The 23,963-nt window shown below is 63.1% G+C and carries 19 protein-coding genes and 1 pseudogene; 11 read left to right on the top strand and 9 right to left on the bottom strand.

The window, feature by feature from the left end:
• Positions 1 to 41: 41 nt before the first annotated feature.
• Together LOY54_RS25235 and LOY54_RS25230 are read right to left on the bottom strand one after the other, a co-directional pair.
• Positions 42 to 752, bottom strand: a complete 711-nt coding sequence (locus tag LOY54_RS25235; RefSeq protein WP_258608356.1) for a PolC-type DNA polymerase III — start codon at positions 750 to 752, stop codon at positions 42 to 44.
• Positions 749 to 2,686: a DUF294 nucleotidyltransferase-like domain-containing protein gene (locus tag LOY54_RS25230; RefSeq protein ID WP_258610749.1), complete on the bottom strand. Its 1,938-nt coding sequence runs from the start codon at positions 2,684 to 2,686 to the stop codon at positions 749 to 751. The genes LOY54_RS25235 and LOY54_RS25230 overlap by 4 nt, the downstream gene beginning before the upstream one ends.
• A gap of 235 nt (positions 2,687 to 2,921) precedes the next feature.
• Between LOY54_RS25230 and LOY54_RS25225 the strand changes: the two genes are divergently transcribed.
• A complete protein-coding gene (locus tag LOY54_RS25225) occupies positions 2,922 to 3,365 on the top strand; it encodes a response regulator (RefSeq protein WP_258608355.1) in 444 nt (147 codons plus the stop codon).
• Between the two features lie 68 nt (positions 3,366 to 3,433).
• On the opposite strand, the pseudogene LOY54_RS25220 reads toward LOY54_RS25225, so the two are convergent.
• Positions 3,434 to 5,610: pseudogene (locus LOY54_RS25220) on the bottom strand (malate synthase G).
• Between the two features lie 434 nt (positions 5,611 to 6,044).
• Between LOY54_RS25220 and LOY54_RS25215 the strand changes: the two are divergent.
• Positions 6,045 to 6,563, top strand: coding sequence for a glycine cleavage system protein R (locus tag LOY54_RS25215; protein ID WP_045199194.1), 519 nt, complete (start codon positions 6,045 to 6,047; stop codon positions 6,561 to 6,563).
• 98 nt (positions 6,564 to 6,661) lie between these two features.
• On the opposite strand, the gene rarD is transcribed toward LOY54_RS25215, so the two are convergent.
• From rarD to LOY54_RS25190, 5 genes are all read right to left on the bottom strand, one after another.
• Complete coding sequence (rarD, locus tag LOY54_RS25210; protein ID WP_045199195.1) at positions 6,662 to 7,549, bottom strand: EamA family transporter RarD; 888 nt, start codon at positions 7,547 to 7,549, stop codon at positions 6,662 to 6,664.
• Between the two features lie 65 nt (positions 7,550 to 7,614).
• Complete coding sequence (locus LOY54_RS25205; RefSeq protein ID WP_258608353.1) at positions 7,615 to 8,589, bottom strand: serine/threonine protein kinase; 975 nt, start codon at positions 8,587 to 8,589, stop codon at positions 7,615 to 7,617.
• Between the two features lie 161 nt (positions 8,590 to 8,750).
• Positions 8,751 to 10,658: a PhoX family phosphatase gene (locus tag LOY54_RS25200; RefSeq protein WP_258608351.1), complete on the bottom strand. Its 1,908-nt coding sequence runs from the start codon at positions 10,656 to 10,658 to the stop codon at positions 8,751 to 8,753.
• A gap of 63 nt (positions 10,659 to 10,721) precedes the next feature.
• Positions 10,722 to 11,486 carry a TOBE domain-containing protein gene (locus tag LOY54_RS25195; protein ID WP_258608349.1) on the bottom strand — a complete coding sequence of 255 codons (765 nt, stop codon included), beginning with the start codon at positions 11,484 to 11,486 and terminating at the stop codon, positions 10,722 to 10,724.
• Positions 11,487 to 11,545: 59 nt separating this feature from the next.
• Complete coding sequence (locus tag LOY54_RS25190) at positions 11,546 to 12,283, bottom strand: ComF family protein (protein WP_093378871.1); 738 nt, start codon at positions 12,281 to 12,283, stop codon at positions 11,546 to 11,548.
• An 89-nt stretch (positions 12,284 to 12,372) separates the two neighbouring features.
• Between LOY54_RS25190 and bioB the strand changes: the two genes are divergently transcribed.
• The 9 genes from bioB to LOY54_RS25145 all read left to right on the top strand — a co-directional run bounded on the left by bioB (position 12,373) and on the right by LOY54_RS25145 (position 22,737).
• Positions 12,373 to 13,431, top strand: coding sequence for a biotin synthase BioB (gene bioB / locus LOY54_RS25185; protein WP_045199206.1), 1,059 nt, complete (start codon positions 12,373 to 12,375; stop codon positions 13,429 to 13,431).
• 7 nt (positions 13,432 to 13,438) lie between these two features.
• Positions 13,439 to 14,611 carry an 8-amino-7-oxononanoate synthase gene (bioF, locus tag LOY54_RS25180; protein ID WP_093378874.1) on the top strand — a complete coding sequence of 391 codons (1,173 nt, stop codon included), beginning with the start codon at positions 13,439 to 13,441 and terminating at the stop codon, positions 14,609 to 14,611.
• Positions 14,604 to 15,335 carry an alpha/beta fold hydrolase gene (locus LOY54_RS25175; protein ID WP_258608347.1) on the top strand — a complete coding sequence of 244 codons (732 nt, stop codon included), beginning with the start codon at positions 14,604 to 14,606 and terminating at the stop codon, positions 15,333 to 15,335. Before bioF ends, LOY54_RS25175 begins: the two co-directional genes overlap by 8 nt.
• Complete coding sequence (gene bioC / locus LOY54_RS25170) at positions 15,328 to 16,152, top strand: malonyl-ACP O-methyltransferase BioC (RefSeq protein ID WP_258608345.1); 825 nt, start codon at positions 15,328 to 15,330, stop codon at positions 16,150 to 16,152. The genes LOY54_RS25175 and bioC overlap by 8 nt, the downstream gene beginning before the upstream one ends.
• 1 nt (position 16,153) lies before the next feature.
• Positions 16,154 to 16,834, top strand: a complete 681-nt coding sequence (gene bioD, locus LOY54_RS25165) for a dethiobiotin synthase (RefSeq protein ID WP_258608342.1) — start codon at positions 16,154 to 16,156, stop codon at positions 16,832 to 16,834.
• Between the two features lie 107 nt (positions 16,835 to 16,941).
• Positions 16,942 to 17,238, top strand: coding sequence for a hypothetical protein (locus LOY54_RS25160; protein ID WP_045199215.1), 297 nt, complete (start codon positions 16,942 to 16,944; stop codon positions 17,236 to 17,238).
• 268 nt (positions 17,239 to 17,506) lie between these two features.
• The gene (locus LOY54_RS25155) at positions 17,507 to 19,312 is read left to right on the top strand and encodes a phenylacyl-CoA dehydrogenase (RefSeq protein ID WP_010221411.1); all 1,806 of its coding nucleotides are present in this window, start codon (positions 17,507 to 17,509) and stop codon (positions 19,310 to 19,312) included.
• A 241-nt stretch (positions 19,313 to 19,553) separates the two neighbouring features.
• On the top strand, positions 19,554 to 20,837 hold the full coding sequence (locus tag LOY54_RS25150; RefSeq protein WP_045199217.1) for a diguanylate cyclase: 1,284 nt from the start codon (positions 19,554 to 19,556) through the stop codon (positions 20,835 to 20,837).
• A gap of 121 nt (positions 20,838 to 20,958) precedes the next feature.
• Positions 20,959 to 22,737 carry an acyl-CoA dehydrogenase C-terminal domain-containing protein gene (locus LOY54_RS25145; RefSeq protein ID WP_045199219.1) on the top strand — a complete coding sequence of 593 codons (1,779 nt, stop codon included), beginning with the start codon at positions 20,959 to 20,961 and terminating at the stop codon, positions 22,735 to 22,737.
• A 229-nt stretch (positions 22,738 to 22,966) separates the two neighbouring features.
• On the opposite strand, the gene LOY54_RS25140 is transcribed toward LOY54_RS25145, so the two are convergent.
• Positions 22,967 to 23,890, bottom strand: a complete 924-nt coding sequence (locus LOY54_RS25140; RefSeq protein WP_045199221.1) for a LysR family transcriptional regulator — start codon at positions 23,888 to 23,890, stop codon at positions 22,967 to 22,969.
• Positions 23,891 to 23,963: the final 73 nt, after the last annotated feature.

The raw sequence follows: 23,963 nt of genomic DNA, 5'->3' as shown, positions 1-23,963 counted from the left end.
AAGCTCCCCATCAGACGCAATTCACGCTCATCGGATGATGCTTAAAAGCCATGACTTTGTTGCCGCCGCCTGCGCAGGCGGTGCAACTGCTGGTCGAGCAAGGCCGGGCTGTCCAGTTGCTGGCGCCGGGCCTGGCTGAACAGAATCAGCGCCAGCTCGGCGGTGACCATGGCATCGGCGCTGGCGTTGTGCCGTTCGGCGGCCTCAAGGCCAAAGTAGGCGGTCCAGTCATCCAGCCCGGCTTCACGCAGGGTGATCTGCGGGTTGAGCAGCGGCGCCAGCTCGGCGACATCGAAGAACGGATGCTGCAGGCGATAACCCAGGTGGTCCTTCAGCGCTCGGCTAAGCATGCGTTGATCGAACGGTGCATGAAACGCCAGCAGCGGGCTGTCGCCGATAAAATCCATCAGCTCCAGCAGCGCCTGGGCTGGATCACTGCCAGCGGCGATGGCACTGGGGCCCAGGCCGTGGATCAGCACACTGGAGGTGAGCTTGTGGTCGCGCTGGTGCAGGGTGCGTTCGAACTGCTGGCTGAAGTCGATGGCGCCGTCTTCGATCACCACCGCGCCAATCGACAGCACCTGGTCGCGGTTGAGGTTCAGGCCGCTGGTTTCCAGGTCGAGCACCACCCAGCGCTGCTGGCGCAGGCTGTGTTCGGCCAGCGGCGCGGGGGCTGTCAGTTGCTCCATACGCTGGCGCAGGTGCTCGTCGAGCCGCGGTTGGTTGGGGCGCAGCCAGGCAAACAGGCTCATAGCTGGTACCGCAGGGCCAGGCTGCTTTGCAGGCGCTGGGCCTGGCGCAGGGACTCGCGCAGGATGCGCCGGTCCAGATGGTTGAGGCTGTCGGGGTCGACCCGGTTGGAGTAGGGCAGGTTCTGCCGGCTCTGCAATTGATGTTGCTGCATGCGGGTTTGCTGAATGAAGTGGTAGGCCTCTTCATAGGCGGCGCCGTCGAGCGGGTCGATCACTTGCCTGGCCACCAGTTGGCGCAGGCGCTCCAGGGTGTTGTTGGCGCCGATGCCGTTGGCCAGGGCCAGCAACCGTGCGCCATCGACGAACGGCGTCAGGCCCTGGACCTTGAGGTCGAGAGTGGCGGCCTTGTCGTTACCCTGGCGGGTCAGCACGAACTCCCGGAAACGTCCCACCGGCGGGCGCTGGCGCAGGGCATTATCGGCCATCATGCGCTGGAACAGGCGGTTGTCGGCTACCTGCTCGAGGATGCTCTGGCGCAGTTGCTCACAGGCCTGTTCGTCGCCCCAGACCACCCGCAGGTCGAAGTAAATGCTCGACGCCAGCAGGTTTTGGGGCGTGGCTTCGCGAATGAAAGCGGCAAAGCGCCGTGCCCATTCGGCGCGGGACAGGCACAGCTCGGGGTTGCCGGCCATGATGTTGCCCTTGCACAGGCTGAAGCCGCATTGCGCCAGGCCCTGATTGATGTGCTGGGCCAGCGGTAACAGGCGCCCGCGTAGTTCGGCGGCATGGGCGGCATCGCGGGCTTCGAAGAGGATGCCGTTGTCCTGATCGGTGTGCAGGGTCTGTTCGCGGCGGCCTTCGCTGCCGAAGCACAGCCAGCTGAAGGGCACGCCCGGGTCGCCCTTGTCTTCGATGGCCAGCTCGATCACCCGGCACACGGTGTGGTCGTTGAGCAGGGTGATGATCTGGGTGATCTGCGTCGAAGACGCGCCATGGGCGAGCATGCGTTCAACCAGCTGGCTGATTTCGCCGCGTAGCGATACCAGGTTTTCGACCCGGCTGGCGTGGCGGATGGTGCGCGCCAGGTGCACCAGGTCGACCCGTTGCAGGGAGAACAGGTCCCGCTCGGACACCACGCCGCACAAGCGCCGCTCTTCGACCAGGCAGACGTGGGCAATATGCCGCTCGGTCATGGCGATGGCGGCGTCGAAGGCGCTGGCTTGCGGGTTCAGGTAGAACGGCGCGGCGGTCATGTGCCGGCTGATTGGCTGAGCGAAGTCGGCGCTGGCATCGGCCACCACCTGGCGCAGGTCGCGCAGGGTGAAGATACCGATGGGAAAGCGCTGCTCGTCGACGATGACAATGCTGCCGACCTGTTGCTCGTGCATCAGCCGCACCGCTTCACGCAACGGCGTGGCCGGGTCGCAGACTACTGGGTGACGCATGGCCAGCTCGCCCAGGCGGGTGTTCAGTGAATACTGGTTGCCGAGGGTTTCCACCGCGCGGCGCTGGACCTGCTGGTTGACCTGGTCGAGCAGGCTGCTGACCCCGCGTAGGGCGAAGTCGCGGAAGGCTTCGGACAGGGTGAACAGGCGGATGAACGCGGCCTTGTTCAATTGCAGGCAAAAGGTATCTTCGCCGGCCAGGTGTTCGGTACGGGTCGCCCGTTCGCCGAGCAGGGCGGCGAGCGGGAAGCACTCGCCGCTGGTGATCTCGAAGGTGGTTTCGGTGCCCGGGCGGGTTACGTGCTGACGCTCACCGACCACCCGGCCCTGCTTGACGATGTAGAAGTGCTCGACCGGGCCGTCGCTGGGCTTGATGATGCTGTCATTGGCCGCATAGAAGCGCAGTTGGCACTGTTCGACGAGAAACGCCAGGTGGGCGTTCTCCATCTGATTGAAGGGTGGAAAGCGTTGCAGAAACTGCATGGTCCCCTGGATGTTCTGCATGACTGCAGTCTTTCCTGCCTGGGCGAAGGCGTCCTTTTTGCTCATGAGCATTACCGCGTCTTTGTGTCGAGCTGTGACCATCGACCTTGTTGTTTTCGTTGTTCATGGTCGGCCGCGGGCTGCTCAGTGCCCATTGGACGTAAGTCTATAAACTGCGTCAGGCTGTTGAGGCGTTGCGTCATGTGTCAATTTGCCGACGAAAGGCAGTTTGCAAGTAATCTCAATGCGGTCTGAACTTGATTCACAGGACATTTTGCAGGTCATTGATGATGAGACAGCCATGTCCGACCACGAAGACATACTGAGCGAAGCCGAGCGCAAAGCCCTGGCATCGGTGATTGCGCCTGAGGCTGCGCCGCCCAAGGTTTTGATCGTCGACGACAACCGTGTGGCCCGCGATGCCCTGGCCAGGTACCTGAGTTCAAAACGCATCAAATGCCTGACCGCCAACAGCGGCAAGCAGGCGCTGGAGTGCCTGGCCAAGGAGCGCGGTATCGGTCTGGTGATCACCGACCTGCGCATGGGCTCGTTCGGTGGGCTTGAGCTGATACGTCAGATTCGCGAATCGGAGCGCGCGGCGATGCCGATCATCATCGTCTCAGGGGCTGCGGATGTGAAAGACGCCATCGAGGCGATGCACTTGAGCGTCGTCGACTTTCTGCTCAAGCCGATCGATCTGGACAAGTTGGTGCGGTTGGTGCGCAGGGAACTGGGGATAGGCTGAAGCCATCGCGGGTCAAGTCGGATCGGCGCACCGCCGCTCCGACTTGACCCGCGATGAAGACTACGCGATTACAGGCCGTTCCGGGCCTTGAACTCGCGACGACGACGATGCAGCACCGGCTCGGTGTAACCATTCGGTTGCTTGCTGCCTTCGACGACCAGCTCAACCGCCGCCTGGAAGGCGATGTTGTTGTCGAAGTCCGGAGCCAGCGGGCGGTACAGCGGGTCGTTGGCGTTCTGCTTGTCGACCACCGGCGCCATGCGCTTGAGGCTCTCCAGAACCTGCGCTTCGCTGACCACGCCATGGCGCAGCCAGTTGGCCAGCAACTGTGCGGAAATCCGCAGGGTGGCGCGGTCTTCCATCAGGCCGACATCGTTGATGTCCGGCACCTTCGAACAACCGACACCCTGGTCGATCCAGCGCACCACGTAACCGAGGATGCCCTGAGCGTTGTTGTCCAGTTCGTTGCGCTTTTCTTCGTCCGACCAGTTGGTATCGGTCGCCAGCGGGATGGTCAGGATGTCATCGACCGAAGCCGGTGTACGCTTGGCCAGTTCCGCCTGACGGGCGAACACATCAACCTTGTGGTAGTGCAGGGCGTGCAGGGCCGCAGCAGTCGGCGACGGTACCCAGGCGGTGTTGGCACCGGCCAGCGGGTGGGCGATCTTCTGCTCGAGCATGTCGGCCATCAGGTCCGGCATGGCCCACATGCCTTTACCGATCTGGGCGCGGCCTTGCAGGCCGGTGGCCAGGCCGATATCGACGTTGGAGTTTTCGTAGGCGCCGATCCACTTCTGGGTCTTCATGGCGCCTTTGCGCACCACGGCGCCGGCTTCCATGGAGGTGTGGATTTCGTCACCGGTACGGTCGAGGAAGCCGGTGTTGATGAACACCACGCGCTCGCTGGCCGCCTGGATACAGGCCTTGAGGTTGACCGTGGTGCGGCGCTCCTCGTCCATGATCCCGACTTTCAGGGTGTTGCGCTTGAGGCCCAGGGCATCTTCGATGCGGCCGAACAGCTCGTTGGTGAACGCAGCTTCTTCCGGGCCATGCATCTTCGGTTTGACGATGTACATGGAGCCGGTGCGGCTGTTCTTGCGGCTGGTGTTGCCATTGAGGTTGTGCATCGAGGCGAGGCTGGTGACCAGGCCATCGAGGATGCCTTCCGGCACTTCGTTGCCGTCCTTGTCGAGGATGGCGTCGATGGTCATCAGGTGCCCGACGTTACGCACGAACAGCAGCGAACGGCCGTGCAGGCTGACCGAACCACCGTTAGGCGCGGTGTATTCGCGGTCCGGGTTCATGGTCCGGGTGAAGGTCTGGCCAGCTTTGCTGACGCTTTCGGCCAGGTCGCCTTTCATCAGGCCCAGCCAGTTGCGGTAGATCACCACTTTATCGTCGGCATCGACGGCGGCAACCGAGTCTTCGCAGTCCATGATGGTGGTCAGGGCGGCTTCCATCAGCACGTCCTTGACCCCGGCGGCGTCGGTCTGGCCGACCGGGGTGCTGGCGTCGATCTGGATTTCGAAGTGCAGGCCGTTGTGCTTGAGCAGGATCGCAGTCGGCGCCGAAGCGTCGCCCTGATAGCCGATCAGCTGGGCATCGTCGCGCAGGCCGCTGTTGCTGCCACCCTTGAGGGCGACCACCAGCTTGCCGCCTTCAATGCGGTAGGCAGTGGAGTCGACATGGGAGCCGGCAGCCAGTGGCGCCGATTCGTCGAGGAAGGCGCGGGCGAAGGCAATCACCTTGTCGCCGCGAACCTTGTTGTAGCCTTTGCCTTTTTCTGCGCCGCCGGCTTCGCTGATGGCATCAGTGCCATACAGCGCGTCGTACAGCGAACCCCAACGGGCGTTGGAGGCGTTCAGGGCAAAGCGGGCATTCATGACCGGCACGACCAGCTGAGGGCCGGCCATGCGGGCGATTTCGTCGTCGACGTTCTGGGTCGAGGCCTGGAAGTCTGCAGCTTCTGGCAGCAGGTAACCGATGTCCTGAAGGAAGGCCTTGTAAGCCACGGCATCATGAGCCTGGCCTTTGCGCGCCTGGTGCCAGGCGTCAATCTGCGCCTGCAGTGCGTCACGTTTGGCCAGCAGTGCTTTGTTCTTTGGAGCGAGGTCGTTGATGATCTTTTCCGCACCCACCCAGAATTGTTCGGCGTTGACGCCGGTTCCGGAATGGCTTCGTTGTTCACGAAGTCGAACAGGACTTTGGCGACCTGAAGGCCACCGACTTGAACGTGTTCAGTCATTGCTTGCCTCACTCTGCTCAGCTATTCAGCTCTTCTATTTAAGCCTTGCGCGCTTCTCTAAACACGGCACCAGAACATGCCCTTGTGGGCGGCTGGGTGCGGCCTGCCAGACAGGCTGGCAGGCGTTGGCGTATTTTCACAGGCGCCTTGGCAGACATCGATCCAACGTTTTGTAGTCCACGCTGCGGCATACTACATGATGCGCTGCGGTTGTGAAAATCAGACTAAATACGTCGTTCTGCGACCAATTGGTCGCATAGGGTCACGCTGGGAGTGCGTATGTTCTCAAAAAGCGGCAGATTGTTCCAGATAAATCTTGAAACAGTACACGATTAGTCAAACGCTGCTCCTGCGGCAGGTTGCCGCGCCTTGCCTATACTTTCTGCGCGCCCTTTGATTTCGGGGGCTGAACGTCAAAAGCAGAGGGTTAGCGCGTGGATCATCTCGTATTGACAGTGATCGCCCCCGATAAGGCCGGGCAGGTCGAGCGGATCGCTCAATGCATTGCCGAGCATAACGGTAACTGGTTGGAGAGCCGCATGTCGCGTATGGCCGGGCAATTTGCCGGCATTCTCAAGGTAGCGGTGCCGGCCGAGTCCTACGATGAACTGGTCGAGGCGCTGAAGGCCCTGATCAAGCACGACATTCGTGTGCTGATTGCCGAGAGCGGCATTGAGCCGTCCTGCACCTGGAAGCCAATCGCAATGGAGCTGGTGGGCAATGACCGCCCGGGTATCGTCCGAGACATTACCCGGCTGCTGGCCGAGCAGGGCGTCAACGTCGAGCGCCTGACCACCGAGGTGCGACCGGCGCCGATGAGCAGCGAACCGCTGTTCCATGCCGATGCCTTGCTGGCGGTGCCGCTGACGCTGTCGCTGGAGGTGTTGCAGGGCAAGCTGGAGGCATTGGCCGACGACCTGATGGTCGAATTGAACCTGCGCCCCGAGGATTAGTTATCCCGGTTTATCGGGGATGCGCCTGTGGATAAGCTTGGGAGATGTCGCTGCAGGCCACGATTGGCGTGGCCTGCAGGTGGTTGTGTGTTTTTTGATCAGCTGCGCCGGCGCAGGCTCAGCCAGGCGTCGACGCTGTACAGCGCCAGGCCCGCCCAGATGAACATGAAGGCCACCAAGGTGCTGCTCGACAGGTGCTCGCCGAACAGCCACACCGCCTGCAGCAGGACCAGGGTTGGCGCCAGGTACTGCAAGAAGCCCAGGGTGGTGTAGGGCAGGTGCCGGGCGGCGGCGTTGAAGCACACCAGCGGCACCAGGGTGACCGGACCTGCGGCTATCAGCCACAAGGCTTCGCTACTGGTATAGAAACTGGCCTGGGCGCTGTGAGCCATGGGGTTGAGCAGCATCCAGCCGATGGCCAGCGGCACCAGCATCCAGGTTTCCACCACCAGCCCGGGCAGGGCGGCGACCGGCGCCTGTTTGCGGATCAAGCCATAGAAACCAAAGCTCAGCGCCAGTACCAGGGATACCCAAGGCAGGCTACCGACCTGCCAAACTTGTTGCGCTACCCCAAGCGCGGCCAGCCCTACTGCGACCCACTGCAAACGGCGCAGGCGTTCACCGAGTAAAAGCATGCCCAGCAGCACGTTGACCAGCGGGTTGATGTAGTAGCCCAGGCTGGCTTCAAGCATGCGGCCATTGTTTACCGACCACACGTAAGTCAGCCAGTTGCCGGCGATCAGCGAGCCGCTCAGGGCCAGGATTGCCAGGCGCTTGGGGTTTTCGCGCAGTTCGCGCAACCAGCCCGGATGTTTCCAGACCAGCAGCAGCAACGAGCCGAACAGCGCCGACCAGAGCACCCGGTGGACGATGATTTCTACCGCGGGGACGCTTTGCAGCGCTTTGAAGTAGAGCGGGAACAAACCCCAGATGATGTAGGCGCTCAGGCCCAGGATGTACCCGCGGCGCGGGTTGGCGGCGTGCATGCAGATTCCTTGCTTAGGCAGCTATCTAAAAGCAGGGGGCTATTGTAGACAGACTCGCACGCGCTTCAGAACAATTTCAGCGGTTCTTCATCCAGCGCCGCCATTTGCTCGCGTAGGGCGAGGATCTGGTCGCCCCAGTAGCGCTCCTGGCCGAACCAGGGGAAGCTGCGCGGGAACGCCGGGTCGTCCCAGCGCCGGGCCAGCCAGGCACTGTAATGCAACAGGCGCAGGGCGCGCAGAGGCTCGATCAGCGCCAGCTCGCGCGGGTCGAAATCGTGGAACTCGTTGTAGCCATCCATCAGCTCGGCGAGTTGGCCAAGACGCTCGTGGCGTTCGCCGGCAAGCATCATCCACAGGTCCTGCACGGCCGGGCCGGTGCGGCAGTCGTCGAGATCGACGATGTGGAACACTTCGTCGCGGCACATCATGTTGCCCGGGTGGCAGTCGCCGTGCAGGCGGATGACCTGGTGCGGGGTGCTGGCGTAGATCGCTTCGACCCGCTTGAGCAGGTCGCGGGCTACCGATTCGAAAGCCGGCAGCAGGCTTTTAGGGATGAAGTTGCCTTCGAGCAGGGTGTTCAGCGAGGCGTGGCCGAAGTTATCCACCGCCAGCGCTTCGCGGTGCTCGAACGGGCGGGTAGCGCCAACCCCGTGCAGGCGGCCGAGCAATTGCCCGAGGCGATACAGCTGATCAAGATTGCCTGGCTCCGGCGCGCGACCACCGCGGCGCGGGAACAGGGTGAAGCGAAAGCCGCTGTGCTCGAACAGGGTCTCGCCGTTGTGCACCAGTGGCGCCACCACCGGCACTTCGCATTCGGCGAGTTCCGCGGTAAAGCTGTGTTCTTCGAGGATCGCCGCGTCGCTCCAGCGGTCCGGGCGGTAGAACTTGGCGATCAGTGGATCAGCCCCTTCGATGCCCACCTGGTAGACCCGGTTCTCGTAGCTGTTGAGTGCCAGCACCCGGGCGTCGCTGAGAAAGCCAATGCTTTCCACGGCGTCCAGGACCAGGTCGGGGGTGAGTGTTTCAAAGGGGTGGGACATGCTCGCTCCTGCTATGCGGCAGGTGGCCGCAAGGTTCCTGCATGGTATCGCACATCGCCGGCTCGTGTGGGAGCGGGCTTGCCCCGCGATGCAGACACCAACTGATGTGCCGTCTGCACTGGCGTCATCGCGGGTCAAGTCGAGTCGTCGCACCGCCGCTCCTACAGATGGGCGCCAACGATCCCACCATCCTCCCTGCTGATTGCCATCACCGACGAGCGCGGCTTGCCATTGGGCAGGTGCTCGGGGAAGGTCGAACCGCCGGTTTCGCCCGGATGCTGGATACCGACGAACAGCGTGCGCTGGTCCGGGGCAAAGGCGATGCCGGTCACTTCGCAGGCCACCGGGCCGACCATGAAGCGGCGGATCTCGCCACTGGCAGGATCTGCACAGAGCATCTGGTTGTTGCCCATGCCGGCAAAGTCACCGCTGTTGCTGTAGTCGCCGTCAGTCAGTATCCACAAGCGGCCATCGGCATCGAAGCCCAGGCCATCGGGGCTATTGAACATGTTCTGCGGGGTGATGTTGGCGGAACCTGCCTTGGCATCACCGGCATGCACGGATGGATTGCCGGCCACCACGAACAGGTCCCAGTCGAAGCTCATGGCGCCATGGTCATCGGCGCTTTCGCGCCAGCGCAGGATCTGCCCGTAGACATTCTTCTCGCGCGGGTTGGGGCCGCCGACCGGCTGGCCGTCTTCACCGCGTTTGACGTTATTGGTCAGGGTGCAATAGACCTGGCCGTCCTTGGGGCTGACCACGATCCACTCCGGGCGGTCCATGCGCGTGGCCTGCAGGTGGCTGGCGGCCAGGCGTGCATGGATCAACACCTGGGCCTGGCTGGCAAAACCGTTGGCGGCGTTGAGGCCGTGCTTGCCGTGGGTCAGCTCCAGCCATTGGCCTTTGCCGCGCGGATGGTCAGGGGTACGGTCGCCATCGTCGAAGCGCGCCACATACAAGGTGCCGTGGTCCAGCAGGTTGCGGTTGGCGCTGGCGTTCTTGTGGTCGATGCGCTCGCGGCTGATGAACTTGTAGATGAACTCGCCTCGCTCGTCGTCGCCCATGTACACCACGGCGCGGCCGTCGGCGGTCTCGGCGAGGGCGGCATTTTCGTGCTTGAAGCGGCCCAGGGCGGTGCGCTTGAGCGGTGTTGATTGCGGATCGAACGGGTCGATCTCGACCACCCAGCCATGGCGGTTGAGTTCGTTGGGGTTTTTCGCCAGGTCAAAGCGCGGGTCGTGCGGGTGCCAGTCGACGTCCTTGCCGCTGACCGAAGCGCCATAACGCTTCTGCGCGGTATCGAAGGCCTGGGCCGGATCGCTGCTGCCGAAACAGTCGGTGAAGTTCTCTTCGCAGGTCAGGTAGGTGCCCCACGGGGTTTTGCCGTTGGCGCAGTTCTGGAAGGTACCCAGCACCTTGCGCCCGCTGTTGTCGGCCGCGGTTCTGAGCAGGGCATCGCCGGCGGCGGGGCCGCTGAGGCTGATGGGCGTGTTGCCATGGATGCGTCGGTTGTAGGGCGAATCCTGGATGAATTGCCACTGGCCGTCGGCGCGCCGCACTTCGATTACCGACACCCCTTCAGCGGCCTGGGCCTTGTGCACCTCTTCGGCAGAGGCCGGTTTGCCGCCGTGACTGAACAGGTAGCGGTAGTTGGTGTACTCGTTGTTGATCGCCATCAGCGCGCGGTTGTCGTCGCCGGGGAAGGGGAACAGGCTCATGCCGTCGTTGTGGTCACCGAACTGCAGTTCCTGGGCCTGGGCACTGCCATTGCCGGAAGGGTCAAAGGCTGGCGCGTTGGCGTGCAGCGGCTGGCCCCAGCTGATCAGCACCCGGGCCTTGTAGCCTGGCGGCAGGCTGATGCTGTCGGCGCTGGCGGCGGGAATGCTGGCAAAGCCCAGCAGGCTGCTGTTGCCGGCGCTGACGCTGGCGGCCAGAACGCTGCGGCTGAGCAGATTGCCACCGAGAAACAACGCTGCGCCGCACAGGGCGCCGGCACCGATAAAGCGCCGGCGGCTGAGACGGGTGAGCTGTTCGAGGTCGGTTGGCTGGTGTTCTTCTAATAGGTGCATGACAGGCTTCCTGCGGGTTTGGCAGTCACCTTAGTCAGGGCGCATGACGGTTTTGTGGCAGTTTTACAGCGGCGTTCCGAGAAGTACGTAGGAAGGCTGGAACTGCACTTGCAGGTCGCTACCTACAACGACCCGGTGATCCTTGAGCCAGTGAGCTTCGGCAAAGGCACACAGGGTTTGCCCGCTGGCCAGGGCCAGGCGCACTTCGGTGGGGCCCTCGGCGTCGTCAAGCAAGGCATCGACCTTGACCGGCAAGCAGTTGTAGCCCTGCGCAGGTTCTTCATCGAGGCCGAGCAACTCCAGCCAGCCGGCCTTGATCAGGGCGACGACGGCGGTACCGGGGCTCAGTTCCAGGCGAGCGGTGCTGTCGTGGGTGATCTCGGCGTCGATGCGCAGATCACCCGCCAGGGTCAGGCTGATGCGGTCATAGCGGCCCTGGGTCTCGATCGAACTGATACGCCCGTGCAGTTGGTTGCGCGCGCTGGTGCGCAGCATCAGGCGGCCGAGCAGGTCGAGATCGCTGGCGTCTTCGGCGGCTTCGAGGATCTGCGCCTGCAGCGCCTGCAAGCGCTGGTACAGGCGCAGCACCCGTTGGCCTTCGGTGGACAGTTTGGCCCCACCGCCGCCACGGCCGCCGACACTGCGCTCGACCAGCGGGCTGGCCGCCAGGTTGTTGAGCTCGTCGATGGCATCCCAGGCGGCCTTGTAACTCATGCCGGCGCTTTTCGCCGCACGGGTGATCGAGCCTTGTTCGGCAATGTGTTGCAGCAAGGCAATACGCTGCGGACGGCGGACGATGTGCTGGGTGAGCAGGGCAGGCAGAGACATAAGCGGTAACGGGCACCTGAAAGGAAACAGCCCGAAAGTGCCCGCACCCCGCGTGCAAGTCAAGCGCTGCCGGGCTTGGCGGTGCGTGCCAGGCAGTAGACATCGACCCGCCGGGCGCCCGCCTTGAGCAGCAGGCTGGCCAAGGCCTGGGCAGTAGCGCCAGTGGTCAGCACGTCATCCACCAGCGCCACATGACGCCCGGCAATCAGCTTGCTGTCGTGGATGGCGAAGGCCTGGCGCAGGTTGCGTTTGCGCGCCTGCGCCTTGAGACCTTGCTGGGCCGGGGTATCGAGGGTGCGGATAAGCACCTGTTCGCTGCAGCTTATGCCCAGTTGCTGCGCCAGCCAGTGACCGAGCATGCCCGCCTGGTTGTAGCCACGTTGGCGCAAACGCCGCTTTGCCAACGGCACCGGCAGCAACAAGGCCGGGCGCGGCAGCCCTTCTTCAAAGCGATGGATCAACCAGCGCCCGAGCAGTTGCGCCAGCAGGCGGCCCAGCGGCCACTGGCTGTTGTGCTTGAAGCGGGTGACCAGCGCATCGACCGGAAAGCCGTAGTGCCAGGGCGCCTCGACCCGATAGAAAGCCGGCGGGCGCCGGCTGCACTGGCCGCAAACCAGACCGTGCATGGGCAGCGGCAGGGCACAGACCTGGCAATGCTCATCGAGCCAGGGCAGTTCGCTTTCGCAGGCGACACACAAAGGGTAGGGCTGCTCGGCCGCTTCATTGCAGAGCAGACAGGTGTGGTTATTAAATAGCCAGTTGTAAACCTTGTTTTTGACTTGTGGTTGACAGTGCATCAGCCTTCCTTAACTATGCGAGCTATCCGTGATGCGCTGGCGGGGTTTCCTGTGCCGGCGCTTGTACAAGCCTAAACAAGGAACCGCCGATGAGCGCCAGCACAACTGCAACAACACGTCACGACTGGTCCCTGGCCGAGGTCAAAGCCCTGTTCCAGCAGCCGTTCAATGACTTGCTGTTCCAGGCGCAAACCGTGCACCGCGCGCATTTCGACGCCAACCGCGTGCAGGTCTCGACCCTGTTGTCGATCAAGACCGGCGCCTGCCCGGAAGATTGCAAATATTGTCCGCAGTCCGGCCACTACAACACCGGGCTGGAAAAACAGAAGCTGATGGAAGTGCAGAAGGTTCTCGAAGAGGCTGCCCGCGCCAAAGCCATTGGTTCGACCCGCTTCTGCATGGGCGCGGCCTGGAAGCATCCGTCGGCCAAGGACATGCCCTACGTGCTGCAGATGGTCAAAGGGGTCAAGGCCATGGGCCTGGAAACCTGCATGACCCTCGGCAAGCTCGACCTTGAGCAAACCCAAGCGCTGGCCGAGGCCGGGCTGGACTACTACAACCACAACCTCGACACCTCGCCGGAGTTTTACGCCAGCATCATCACCACCCGCACCTACAGCGATCGCCTGCAGACCCTGGCCTATGTGCGCGACGCCGGGATGAAAATCTGCTCGGGTGGCATCCTCGGCATGGGCGAGTCGCTGGACGACCGCGCCGGGTTGCTGATCCAGCTGGCCAACCTGCCGGAGCACCCGGAGTCGGTCCCGATCAACATGTTGGTAAAGGTCGCCGGCACTCCGCTGGAAAACGCCGAAGACGTCGACCCGTTCGATTTCATCCGCATGCTCGCCGTGGCCCGCATCCTCATGCCCAAATCCCACGTGCGGCTGTCCGCCGGCCGCGAAGCGATGAACGAGCAGATGCAGGCCCTGGCCTTCTTTGCCGGTGCCAACTCGATCTTCTACGGCGAGAAACTGCTGACCACCGCCAACCCGCAAGCCGACAAGGACATGCAACTGTTCGCGCGCCTGGGCATCCAGCCCGAAGCCGGTGAAGAACACGCCGACGAAGTCCATCAAGCGGCCATCGAGCAGGCCTTGGTCGAGCACAAGAGCAGCGAGCTGTTCTACAACGCTGCCTCGGCCTGAGGCGCGCATGGCTTTTGATCTTCGCGCGCGGCTCGAGCAACGCCGCGCGGCTGACCTGTACCGTCAGCGCCCGCTGCTGCAAAGCCCGCAGGGCCCTGAAGTGGTGGTCGACGGCCAGCCGTTGCTGGCGTTCTGCAGCAACGACTACCTGGGCCTGGCCAATCACCCGGAAGTAATCGCCGCCTGGCGCGCCGGTGCCGAGCGCTGGGGTGTCGGCGGCGGCGCTTCGCACTTGGTGATCGGCCATAGCAGCCCGCATCACGCGGTCGAAGAAGCCCTGGCCGAACTTACCGGGCGGCCGCGGGCACTGCTGTTTACCACCGGCTACATGGCCAACCTCGGTGCTCTGACCGCGTTGGTCGGGCAGGGCGATACGGTGCTGCAAGACCGCCTCAATCACGCCTCGCTGCTCGATGCCGGGCTGCTCAGCGGCGCGCGCTTCAACCGCTACCTGCACAACGATGCCCAGAGCCTGGCCAGCCGCCTGGACAAGGCCGTCGGCAACACCCTGGTGGTGACTGACGGGGTGTTCAGCATGGACGGCGACCTGGCCGATCTACCCGCCCTGGCTGCAGCGGCCAATGCCCGCGACGCCTGGCTGATGGTCGACGACGCCCATGGTCTGGGTACCTTGGGACGCAACGGCGGCGGCATCGTCGAGCATTTCGGCCTGACACTGGCGCAGGTGCCGGTGCTGATCGGTACGCTGGGCAAGGCTTGCGGTACCGCAGGTGCTTTCGTGGCGGGCAGCGAAGAGCTGATCGAATGCCTTATCCAGTTCGCCCGGCCCTACATCTATACCACCAGCCAGCCACCGGCGCTGGCCTGCGCCACCCTGCGCAGCCTGGAACTGCTGCGCAGCGAACACTGGCGACGTGAGCACCTGGCGGCGTTGATCCAGCAGTTTCGCCGCGGCGCCGAGCAGATTGGCCTGCAGTTGATGGACAGCTTCACGCCAATCCAGCCGATCCTGATCGGCGACAGCGCGCGCGCTTTGCGCCTGTCGCAGCTGCTGCGCGAGCGCGGCTTGCTGGTGACCGCGATCCGCCCACCCACGGTGCCTACCGGCAGTGCGCGGCTGCGCGTGACCCTGAGTGCGGCGCACAGCGCGGCGCAGGTGCAGCTATTGTTGAATGCATTGGCTGACTGTTATCCGCTGCTGGAGCCTGCTGATGCGTAACCATCTGATCCTGTTGCCGGGCTGGGGCCTGGGCAGCTCCGCCTTGCAACCGCTAGTGGCGACCCTACGAGCCATCGACCCCGGTTTGCGGGTCGAGATCCAGGCCTTGCCCAGCCTGGTGTCGAGCAACCCCGAAGACTGGCTCGACAAGCTCGACCGGCAACTGCCACGCCATGCCTGGCTGGGTGGCTGGTCGCTGGGCGGCATGCTCGCCGCAGAGCTCGCTGCTCGCCGAGGCGATGACTGCCATGGCTTGATCACCCTGGGCAGCAACCTCAGTTTTGTTTCGCGCCCAGGCTGGCCGCACGGTATGGCGGTGGATACCTTCCAGACCTTCCTCGAGGGCTGCCGTTATCACACCCAGGTCACCCTCAAGCGCTTTGTTTCGCTGTGCAGCCAGGGCGCGCAAGAGCCGCGCAGCCTGGCCCGGTTGCTCAGCGCCTGCATGCCCGCGCCGGCCCCCGAGGAACTGGTGGCGGGGTTGCAGGTGCTCGGCCAGCTCGATACCCGGAAGGCTGTGCAAGCTTATGGCGGTCCGCAGTTGCACCTGTTTGCCGGGCGTGACGAGCTGGTGCCGGCGGAGGTCGCCGGCGAGTTGCTGGAGATTCTGCCCGACGTGGAAGTCGGGCTGCTGGAAGACAGTGCTCATGGTTTTGTGATGGAAACACCTCATGAGTTGGCGGCAGCAATCAAGGCCTTTGTACATGAGAGTGGCGATGACTGATCTTTCCCTGCCGGGCCTGCCCGGCGCCTTGCCCGATAAACGTCAGGTTGCTGCGTCGTTCTCCCGCGCCGCCGCCAGCTACGACAGCGTCGCCGAACTGCAGCGCGCGGTAGGTACTGCGCTGCTTGAGCAGTTGCCGGGTGCACTTGAACCGCAACGCTGGCTGGACCTGGGCAGTGGCACCGGCTACTTCAGTCGCGCCCTGAACAGCCGTTTTCCCCAAGCCGCCGGTATCGCCGTGGACATCGCCGAAGGCATGCTCGAGCACGCCCGCGAGCAGGGCGGGGCGCATCATTATGTAGCTGGCGATGCCGAGCGCTTGCCGCTGCGCGACGCCAGTATCGAGTTGATTTTCACCAGCCTGGCGGTGCAATGGTGCGGCGATTTTCGTGCCGTGCTCAGCGAAGCCCGGCGGGTACTGCAGCCCGGCGGTGTACTGGCGTTCGCCAGCCTCTGCGTCGGCACCCTGCATGAACTGCGTGAAAGCTGGCAGGCGGTCGACGGCCTGGTGCACGTCAATCGCTTCCGGCGCCTGGAGGACTATCAACGCCTGTGCGGCGAAAGTGCCTTGCAGGTGCTGAGCCTGGAGGCTCGCCCGCACGTACTGCACTACCCCGATGTGCGCAGCCTGACTCACGAACTCAAGGCTCTCGGCGCCCACAACCTCAACCCCGGGCGCCCGGCAGGGCTGACCGGTCGGGCGCGTATGCAAGGGCTATTGCAGGCCTATGAGCGCTTCCGCCAGCCGCAAGGACTACCGGCGACCTACCAGGTGGTCTACGGTGTACTGCAAAAGCCGCCGGTAGAAGGGGATTGAGATGAACCCGGCCTATTTCATTGCAGGGACCGACACCGACGTCGGCAAGACCGCCATCGCCGCCGGCCTGCTGCACGCCGCGCACCTGGCTGGCCTGAGCACCCTCGGTGCCAAGCCGGTGGCGTCCGGTTGCGAGGCCAGCAGCAAGGGCCTGCGCAACGCCGATGCCATGGCGCTGATCGCCGAAAGTTCGCTCAAGCTGCCCTACGAGCAGGTCAACCCGTTCGCCTTCGCGCCGGCCATTGCCCCGCACCTGGCGGCGCGTGAGGCCGGTATCGCCCTGAGCGTGCAGGCCTTGTTGACGCCGATGCGCGAGGTGCTGGCCCAAGGCGCTGATTTCACCCTGATCGAAGGTGCTGGCGGCTGGCGCGTGCCGCTGTCCGACCAGGCCAATCTGTCGGACCTGGCCGTGGCCCTGAAGCTGCCGGTGATCCTTGTGGTCGGCGTACGTCTGGGCTGCATCAACCACGCCTTGCTGACGGCTGAAGCCATTGCCCGCGACGGCCTGCAACTGGCTGGCTGGGTGGCCAACATTGTCGACCCGCGCACCTCGCGCCTGGAGGAAAACCTCGCCAGCCTCGCCGAACGTTTACCGGCGCCGTGCCTCGGGCGGGTGCCGAAGCTCAAGCAGGTCAGCGCTGAAGCGGTGGCCGCGCACTTGCAACTGGACCTGTTGGACTGATGCTCGTCTATCGTAAGGCACAGTGCCATTAGTGTTTTCAACGGGCCTTTTGTTGGCAAGTCTGCTTCAATAGAGGCTGTTCGCCTTCAGCGTCATGGAGTTTCGACATGGAAATCTCGGGCAACTCAGTCTACTACGCAGGGCTCGGCGCCATTCAGGCCGGGCAGAATCGCGTCGATCAGGCCGCCAGCCAGATCGCCAACACCACCGTCGAGCGTGCCGCCACCAGCCAGTCCAGCGACTATCAGGCCGAGCGCCTGCGTGCGGTCGATCGCAGCCAGCAGATGGACCTGGCCACCAGTAGCGTCGAGATGGCGCTGGGCAAGCACCAGGTCGAACTTGGTGTCAAAGTGGCCAAAGCATCGGACGAAATGCTCGGCACCCTGATCGATACCTACGCCTGACCCCTGCGGCTCGCCCTCTGCGCGCCTTCAACTAGTCTTTATGTATCAGCGCCTTGGCCTTGCAGGCCGGCGCTCGGCTGCGCGTTTGCGGGGTATTTTGCCAGGGCAATCGCGCAGTGTGGCATGGCCGAACTGCCCTCTGCTTGATGCTTGACAAGTTTTCGGCGTAAACGTATGTTTCAAACAACTGTTTGACCGAAAGCCGCCTAGAGCTGGTCGGTATATCGCGGTCTCCCTATCCAGGATTCATCAGCAGAGGTTCATCGCTATGCCTGATTACAAAGCCCCCTTGCGTGATATTCGCTTCGTTCGTGACGAGCTGCTCGGCTACGAAGCGCATTATCAGAGCCTGCCGGCTTGCCAGGACGCCACCCCGGACATGGTTGACGCCATCCTCGAGGAAGGCGCCAAGTTTTGTGAACAGGTACTGGCCCCGCTGAACCGTGTCGGTGACCTTGAAGGCTGCACCTGGAGCGAGTCGGGCGTAAAAACCCCATCCGGCTTCAAGGAAGCCTACAAGCAGTTCGTCGAAGGTGGCTGGCCGAGCCTGGCCCATGACGTCGAGCACGGCGGTCAGGGCCTGCCTGAGTCGCTGGGCCTGGCGGTCAGCGAAATGGTTGGCGAGTCGAACTGGTCGTGGGGCATGTACCCTGGCCTGTCCCACGGCGCGATGAACACCATCTCCGAGCACGGCACCGCCGAGCAGCAGGAGACCTACCTGACCAAGCTGGTATCCGGCGAATGGACCGGCACCATGTGCCTGACCGAGCCACACTGCGGTACCGACCTGGGCATGCTGCGCACCAAGGCCGAACCTCAGGCTGATGGTTCCTACAAAGTTACCGGCACCAAGATCTTCATCTCGGCCGGTGAGCACGACATGGCCGACAACATCGTCCACATCGTCCTGGCCCGCCTGCCCGATGCACCGGCTGGCACCAAAGGCATTTCGCTGTTCATCGTGCCGAAGTTCCTGCCGACCGCCGAAGGCACTGTCGGTGAGCGCAATGCCGTTTCCTGTGGCTCGATCGAACACAAGATGGGCATCCACGGCAACGCCACCTGCGTGATGAACTTCGACGCCGCTACCGGCTACCTGATCGGCCCGGCCAACAAAGGCCTGAACTGCATGTTCACCTTCATGAACACTGCTCGCCTGGGTACAGCGCTGCAAGGCCTGGCCCACGCTGAAGTGGCGTTCCAGGGCGGCCTGAAATACGCTCGCGACCGCCTGCAAATGCGCTCGCTGACTGGCCCGAAAGCGCCGGACAAAGCCGCTGACCCGATCATCGTCCACCCGGACGTACGTCGCATGCTGCTGACCATGAAGGCGTTCGCCGAAGGCAACCGCGCCATGGTCTACTTCACCGCCAAGCAGGTGGACATCGTCAAGTACAGCCAGGACGAAGAAGAGAAGAAGAAAGCCGACGCACTGCTGGCCTTCATGACGCCGATCGCCAAGGCGTTCATGACTGAAGTCGGCTTCGAAGCAGCCAACCACGGCGTACAGATCTACGGCGGCCACGGCTTCATCGCCGAGTGGGGCATGGAGCAGAACGTTCGCGACAGCCGCATCTCGATGCTGTACGAAGGCACCACCGGCATCCAGGCGCTGGACCTGCTCGGCCGTAAAGTACTGATGACCCAGGGCGAAGCGCTCAAGGGCTTCACCAAGATCGTGCACAAGTTCTGCCAGGGCAACGAAGGCAACGAAGCGATCAGCGAGTTCGTCGCACCGCTGGCCCAGCTGAACAAAGAGTGGGGCGAGTTGACCATGAAGGTCGGTATGGCTGCAATGAAAGACCGCGAAGAAGTCGGCGCCGCTTCGGTGGACTACCTGATGTACTCCGGTTACGCCTGCCTTGCCTACTTCTGGGCCGACATGGCGCGCCTGGCTGCCGAGAAGCTGGCTGCCGGCACCACTGAAGAAGCCTTCTACACCGCCAAGCTGCAGACCGCGCGTTTCTACTTCCAGCGCATCCTGCCGCGTACCCGCACCCATGTCGCAACCATGCTGTCGGGCGCCAACAACCTGATGGACATGAACGAAGAGCACTTCGGTCTCTCGTACTGATTCAAAGGCTGTAAGGAAAAACGCCTGCCCTCACCGGCAGGCGTTTTTTTTTTGCTTTTGCTTCCTGTGGGAGCGGGCTTGCCCCGCGATAGCTTTCTGTCAGCCACATCGCATCGCGGGGCAAGCCCGCTCCCACCCACCCCATCCAGCCATCCCGATCAAGCGCATTCATCTATTCATGTGCGCTGCCGATACATTAAGGCACAATGCCATTATTGATCTGCCGGGTCGGAGATTACCCTTGTTTCGTTTATCCGCTGTACGCCTGAGCCACTTCCTGCCATCAGTCTGTTTGCTGGTGTCGGGGCTCGCGGCCGCTTATGTGAGAGACCTCAGCGTCTTTTTCACCTCACTGTTCAATGTCCTGCCTACTCTGGTCTTGTTGCTCGGCGGCGCCTATTGCGCCGTGTACCGTCGTCAGCGCGAACTGTTTCTGATGCTCACGGTGTACATCGCCTACTTTCTCCTCGACACCCAGACCGACTTCTACCGCGACAACGGTCGCGTGCGCGAAGACGCAGCGGTGGTGTTCCACCTGGTTTGCCTGCTGTTGCCGCTGATGTTTGCCCTGTATGGCGCCTGGCAGGAGCGTACCCACCTGTTCCAGGACATGGTCGCGCGCTTCGCCGTACTGCTGGCCGTGGGCAGCGTCGCCCTGGGCCTGGAGCAGAGTTTCCCGCAGGCACTGCTGAGCTGGTTGGCGGAGATCCGCTGGCCATCGCTGCACGGCCAGTGGATGAGCCTGATCCAGCTGGCCTACCCGGTGTTCTTCTGCGCCTTCATCCTGCTGGTGGTGCAGTACCTGCGCCAGCCACGGCCGTTGCATGCCGCGCAGTTGATCGGCCTGATCGGTATCTTCTGGATGCTGCCCAAGACTTTCATCCTGCCGTTCACCCTGAACATCATGTGCAGCCAGGTGATGCTGATGATTGCCGCAGCGGTGTCCCACGAGGCTTATCAGATGGCCTTCCGCGATGAGCTGACCGGCTTGCCCGGCCGCCGCGCGCTCAACGAACGCATGCAGCGCCTGGGGCGCAACTATGTGCTGGCGATGACCGACGTCGACCACTTCAAGAAATTCAACGACACCCATGGCCACGACGTCGGTGACCAGGTTTTGCGCCTGGTGGCCAGCAAGCTGTCCAAAGTTACCGGCGGTGGTCGGGCCTATCGCTATGGCGGTGAGGAATTCGCCGTGGTGTTCGCCGGCAAGAGCATCGAGGAGTGCATGCCGCACCTTGAGGCCGTGCGCGAGGTGATCGCCAACTACAACATCCAGTTGCGCAATCAGGACAGCCGCCCCCAGGACGACCAGCAAGGGCGCCAGCGCCGCGGTGCGTCGGCGGCCTCAAGCGTTTCGGTGACCATCAGTATCGGCGTCAGCGAGCGTCTGGCCGATCATCGCTCACCCGACGAAGTGCTCAAGTCCGCCGACCAGGCCTTGTACAGCGCCAAAGGTGCCGGGCGTAACTGTGTCGTCGCCTACGGTGTACAGGCCAAGCGTGGTGCCGTACGCATGGCGTGACCGAAATAGACTATACAGTCGCCAGATGACCCTATGTGTCACAAAAGTTGTTCGGTTACACTGCTTGCATAACAGTGATGCGGCCTGCGGGCCGTCCCCGACTCTAGTGTGAGAGGTAGCCATGGCTGACTATAAAGCGCCCCTGCGCGATATGCGCTTCGTCCTCAATGAAGTCTTCGAGGTGTCCAGGCTTTGGGCGCAGTTGCCGGGCCTGGCCGAAGTGGTCGACGAAGAAACCGCGCTGGCGGTGCTCGAAGAAGCCGGCAAGGTCACCAGCAAGAGCATCGCGCCGCTGAGCCGCAGCGCCGATGAAGAAGGCTGCCACTGGGACAACGGTGCGGTGAGCACCCCGGCCGGTTTCATCGAGGCCTACCAGACCTACGCCGAAGGCGGCTGGGTGGGCGTCGGTGGCGACCCGGCCTACGGCGGCATGGGCATGCCCAAGGTGATCTCGGCCCAGGTCGAGGAGATGGTCAACTCGTCCAGCCTGGCGTTCGGCCTGTACCCGATGCTGACTGCCGGTGCCTGCCTGTCGATCAACGCCCACGCCAGTGAAGAGCTCAAGGAAAAGTACCTGCCGAACATGTACGCCGGTATCTGGGCCGGCTCCATGTGCCTGACCGAGCCGCACGCCGGCACCGACCTGGGCATCATCCGCACCAAGGCCGAGCCTCAGGCGGACGGCAGCTACAAGGTCAGCGGCACGAAGATCTTCATCACCGGTGGCGAGCACGACCTCACCGAGAACATCATCCACCTGGTGCTGGCCAAGTTGCCGGACGCCCCTGCCGGGCCGAAGGGCATTTCCCTGTTCCTGGTACCGAAGGTCCTGGTCAATGCCGATGGCAGCCTGGGCGCGCGCAACCCGGCCACTTGCGGCTCGATCGAGCACAAGATGGGCATCCAGGCCTCGGCCACCTGTGTGATGAACTTCGATGAAGCGGTCGGTTACCTGGTCGGCGAGCCGAACAAGGGCCTGGCGGCGATGTTCACCATGATGAACTACGAGCGCCTGGGCGTTGGTATCCAGGGCCTGGCCTCGGCCGAGCGCTCCTACCAGAACGCCATCGAATATGCCCGCGACCGCCTGCAGAGCCGCTCGCCAACCGGCCCGCAAGCCAAGGACAAGGTCGCCGACCCGATCATCGTCCACCCTGATGTGCGGCGCATGCTGCTGACCATGAAGGCCCTCAACGAAGGGGGGCGTGCGTTCTCCACCTATGTGGCGATGCAGCTCGATACCGCCAAGTTCAGCGAAGACGCCCAGACCCGCAAGCGCGGTGAAGACCTGGTGGCCTTGCTGACGCCGGTGGCCAAGGCATTTCTCACCGACCTCGGCCTGGAGTCGGCGGTGCATGGCCAGCAAGTGTTCGGTGGCCACGGTTACATTCGTGAATGGGGCCAGGAGCAACTGGTGCGCGATGTGCGCATCACCCAGATCTACGAAGGCACCAACGGCATCCAGGCCCTCGACCTGATGGGGCGCAAGGTGGTTGGTAGCGGCGGCGCGCTGTACAAGTTGTTCGCCGACGAGATCCGCCACTTCACCGCCAGTGCTGGCAGCGAGCTGGGCGAGTTCGTCAAACCGCTGAATGCCGCCCTCGACAACCTCGACGACCTGACCGCCTGGGTGCTCGACCGGGCCAAGAGCAACCCGAATGAAATCGGCGCGGCGTCTGTTGAATACCTGCAGGCGTTTGGCTATACCGCTTATGCCTACATGTGGGCGTTGATGGCCCGTACCGCCCTGGCCAAGCAAGGCGAGGACGATTTCTACGCCAGCAAGCTGGGCACCGCACGCTTCTATTTCGCCCGTCTGCTGCCGCGGATTCACTCGCTGAGCGCTTCGGTCAAAGCCGGTAGCGAGTCGCTGTACCTGCTGGATGCGGCGCAGTTTTAAGCGTAATAGTTGTTTGTAAGCATTCTCTTACATGACGTGGTGACTTTTCGCCTCTATCGGAAGATTGGATCCACAGTTAATCTTCTCACATGGACGTAGCGCAGGAAGCGCAAAGTACAGAACACGGACACGAAGGATTCCTGCCAGGATGGCGGGGCGAAAAGGATGTCAGGGAAACAGTCTGCAAAGCCCCGCTTCGGCGGGGTTTTCTTTTGCCTGCGATTTGACCTCAGCCCAGTACATCCAGCGGCGACACGCCGATCTGGCGCGGGTCGGCTTCTTCTTCCAGCAGGTTGCGCAGCAACTCCACCGAGGCTTGCTGGCGCTGCGCATCGCGAAACACCAGGCCGATCTTCAGCGGCACCCGTGGTTCGCTCAATGGCTTCCACAGCAAGTCCTGGTCATCTTCGACCACTTCCTTGGCGCGCCCGGGCAGTACCGTTGCCAGCGAGGTGTGCGCGAGGCTGTCGAGAATCCCGCCCATGTTGTTCATTTCCGCCTGCACTTGCGGGCGCCGGCCGAGGTTGGCCAGTTGCGACTGCCAGATCTGCCGCACCTGAAATTCTTCGCCGAGCAGCAGCATCGGCAATTCGGCGGCCTGCTTGAGCGATACCTTCTTGAATTCGCGCAAGGGGTGGGTGTTGGGGATGACCAGTTGCAGCTCGTCTTCGTACAGTAACAGCCCATGCAGGCCGGGCTGGCGCGGCGGCAGGTAGCTGATGCCGATGTCCAGGCTGCCATTGAGCAGGCGCCGCTCGATCTCCAGCCCCGACAGCTCATAGATCTGCACCACCAGATGCGGCTGCGCCTTGCGCACCCGGTCTAGCAGTTGCGGCACCAGGCTTGGCCGCACGGTTTGCAGCACGCCGATGGCCAAGGTGCGCAACGACTGGCCCTTGAAATTGCGCAGGGCCTCACGGGCCCGCTGCAGGCCATCGAGCAAGGGCAGGGCGTGGTTGTACAAGGTGTGCGCGGCGAGGGTCGGCAGCAGGCGCTTGTTGCCGCGCTCGAACAGGCTGACATCGAGGTTCTGTTCAAGCTGGCGGATCTGCTGTGACAGCGCCGGTTGCGACAGCGACAGGCGCTCGGCGGCCCGGCCGACGTGGCCCTCTTCATACACCGCGACGAAATAACGCAGTTGGCGAAAATCCATAAGTAATACTTATCAAAAATGCTCGAAAAACCAAATGGCCGTTAGCCGCCAAGAAGCCTAGTCTATCCCGTAT

Origin of the sequence: Pseudomonas sp. B21-032, assembly GCF_024748965.1 — a bacterium.
In the GTDB taxonomy this organism is placed as follows: Bacteria; Pseudomonadota; Gammaproteobacteria; order Pseudomonadales; family Pseudomonadaceae; genus Aquipseudomonas.
Note: the sequence above shows the minus strand (reverse complement) of the source record. Positions and strands in the feature narration are given on the sequence as shown.

Excerpts from the sequence above, each read along its gene's own strand:
- LOY54_RS25235 (WP_258608356.1), bottom strand. The coding sequence starts at position 752 with ATGAGCCTGTTTGCCTGGCTGCGCCCCAACCAACCGCGGCTCGACGAG.
- LOY54_RS25175 (WP_258608347.1), top strand. The coding sequence starts at position 14,604 with ATGCGTAACCATCTGATCCTGTTGCCGGGCTGGGGCCTGGGCAGCTCC.
- rarD (WP_045199195.1), bottom strand. The coding sequence starts at position 7,549 with ATGCACGCCGCCAACCCGCGCCGCGGGTACATCCTGGGCCTGAGCGCC.
- LOY54_RS25145 (WP_045199219.1), top strand. The coding sequence starts at position 20,959 with ATGGCTGACTATAAAGCGCCCCTGCGCGATATGCGCTTCGTCCTCAAT.
- LOY54_RS25205 (WP_258608353.1), bottom strand. The coding sequence starts at position 8,589 with ATGTCCCACCCCTTTGAAACACTCACCCCCGACCTGGTCCTGGACGCC.
- LOY54_RS25140 (WP_045199221.1), bottom strand. The coding sequence starts at position 23,890 with ATGGATTTTCGCCAACTGCGTTATTTCGTCGCGGTGTATGAAGAGGGC.
- LOY54_RS25200 (WP_258608351.1), bottom strand. The coding sequence starts at position 10,658 with ATGCACCTATTAGAAGAACACCAGCCAACCGACCTCGAACAGCTCACC.
- LOY54_RS25155 (WP_010221411.1), top strand. The coding sequence starts at position 17,507 with ATGCCTGATTACAAAGCCCCCTTGCGTGATATTCGCTTCGTTCGTGAC.
- LOY54_RS25160 (WP_045199215.1), top strand. The coding sequence starts at position 16,942 with ATGGAAATCTCGGGCAACTCAGTCTACTACGCAGGGCTCGGCGCCATT.
- bioB (WP_045199206.1), top strand. The coding sequence starts at position 12,373 with ATGAGCGCCAGCACAACTGCAACAACACGTCACGACTGGTCCCTGGCC.
- LOY54_RS25195 (WP_258608349.1), bottom strand. The coding sequence starts at position 11,486 with ATGTCTCTGCCTGCCCTGCTCACCCAGCACATCGTCCGCCGTCCGCAG.
- LOY54_RS25190 (WP_093378871.1), bottom strand. The coding sequence starts at position 12,283 with ATGCACTGTCAACCACAAGTCAAAAACAAGGTTTACAACTGGCTATTT.
- LOY54_RS25225 (WP_258608355.1), top strand. The coding sequence starts at position 2,922 with ATGTCCGACCACGAAGACATACTGAGCGAAGCCGAGCGCAAAGCCCTG.
- LOY54_RS25230 (WP_258610749.1), bottom strand. The coding sequence starts at position 2,686 with ATGAGCAAAAAGGACGCCTTCGCCCAGGCAGGAAAGACTGCAGTCATG.
- bioF (WP_093378874.1), top strand. The coding sequence starts at position 13,439 with ATGGCTTTTGATCTTCGCGCGCGGCTCGAGCAACGCCGCGCGGCTGAC.
- bioD (WP_258608342.1), top strand. The coding sequence starts at position 16,154 with ATGAACCCGGCCTATTTCATTGCAGGGACCGACACCGACGTCGGCAAG.
- bioC (WP_258608345.1), top strand. The coding sequence starts at position 15,328 with ATGACTGATCTTTCCCTGCCGGGCCTGCCCGGCGCCTTGCCCGATAAA.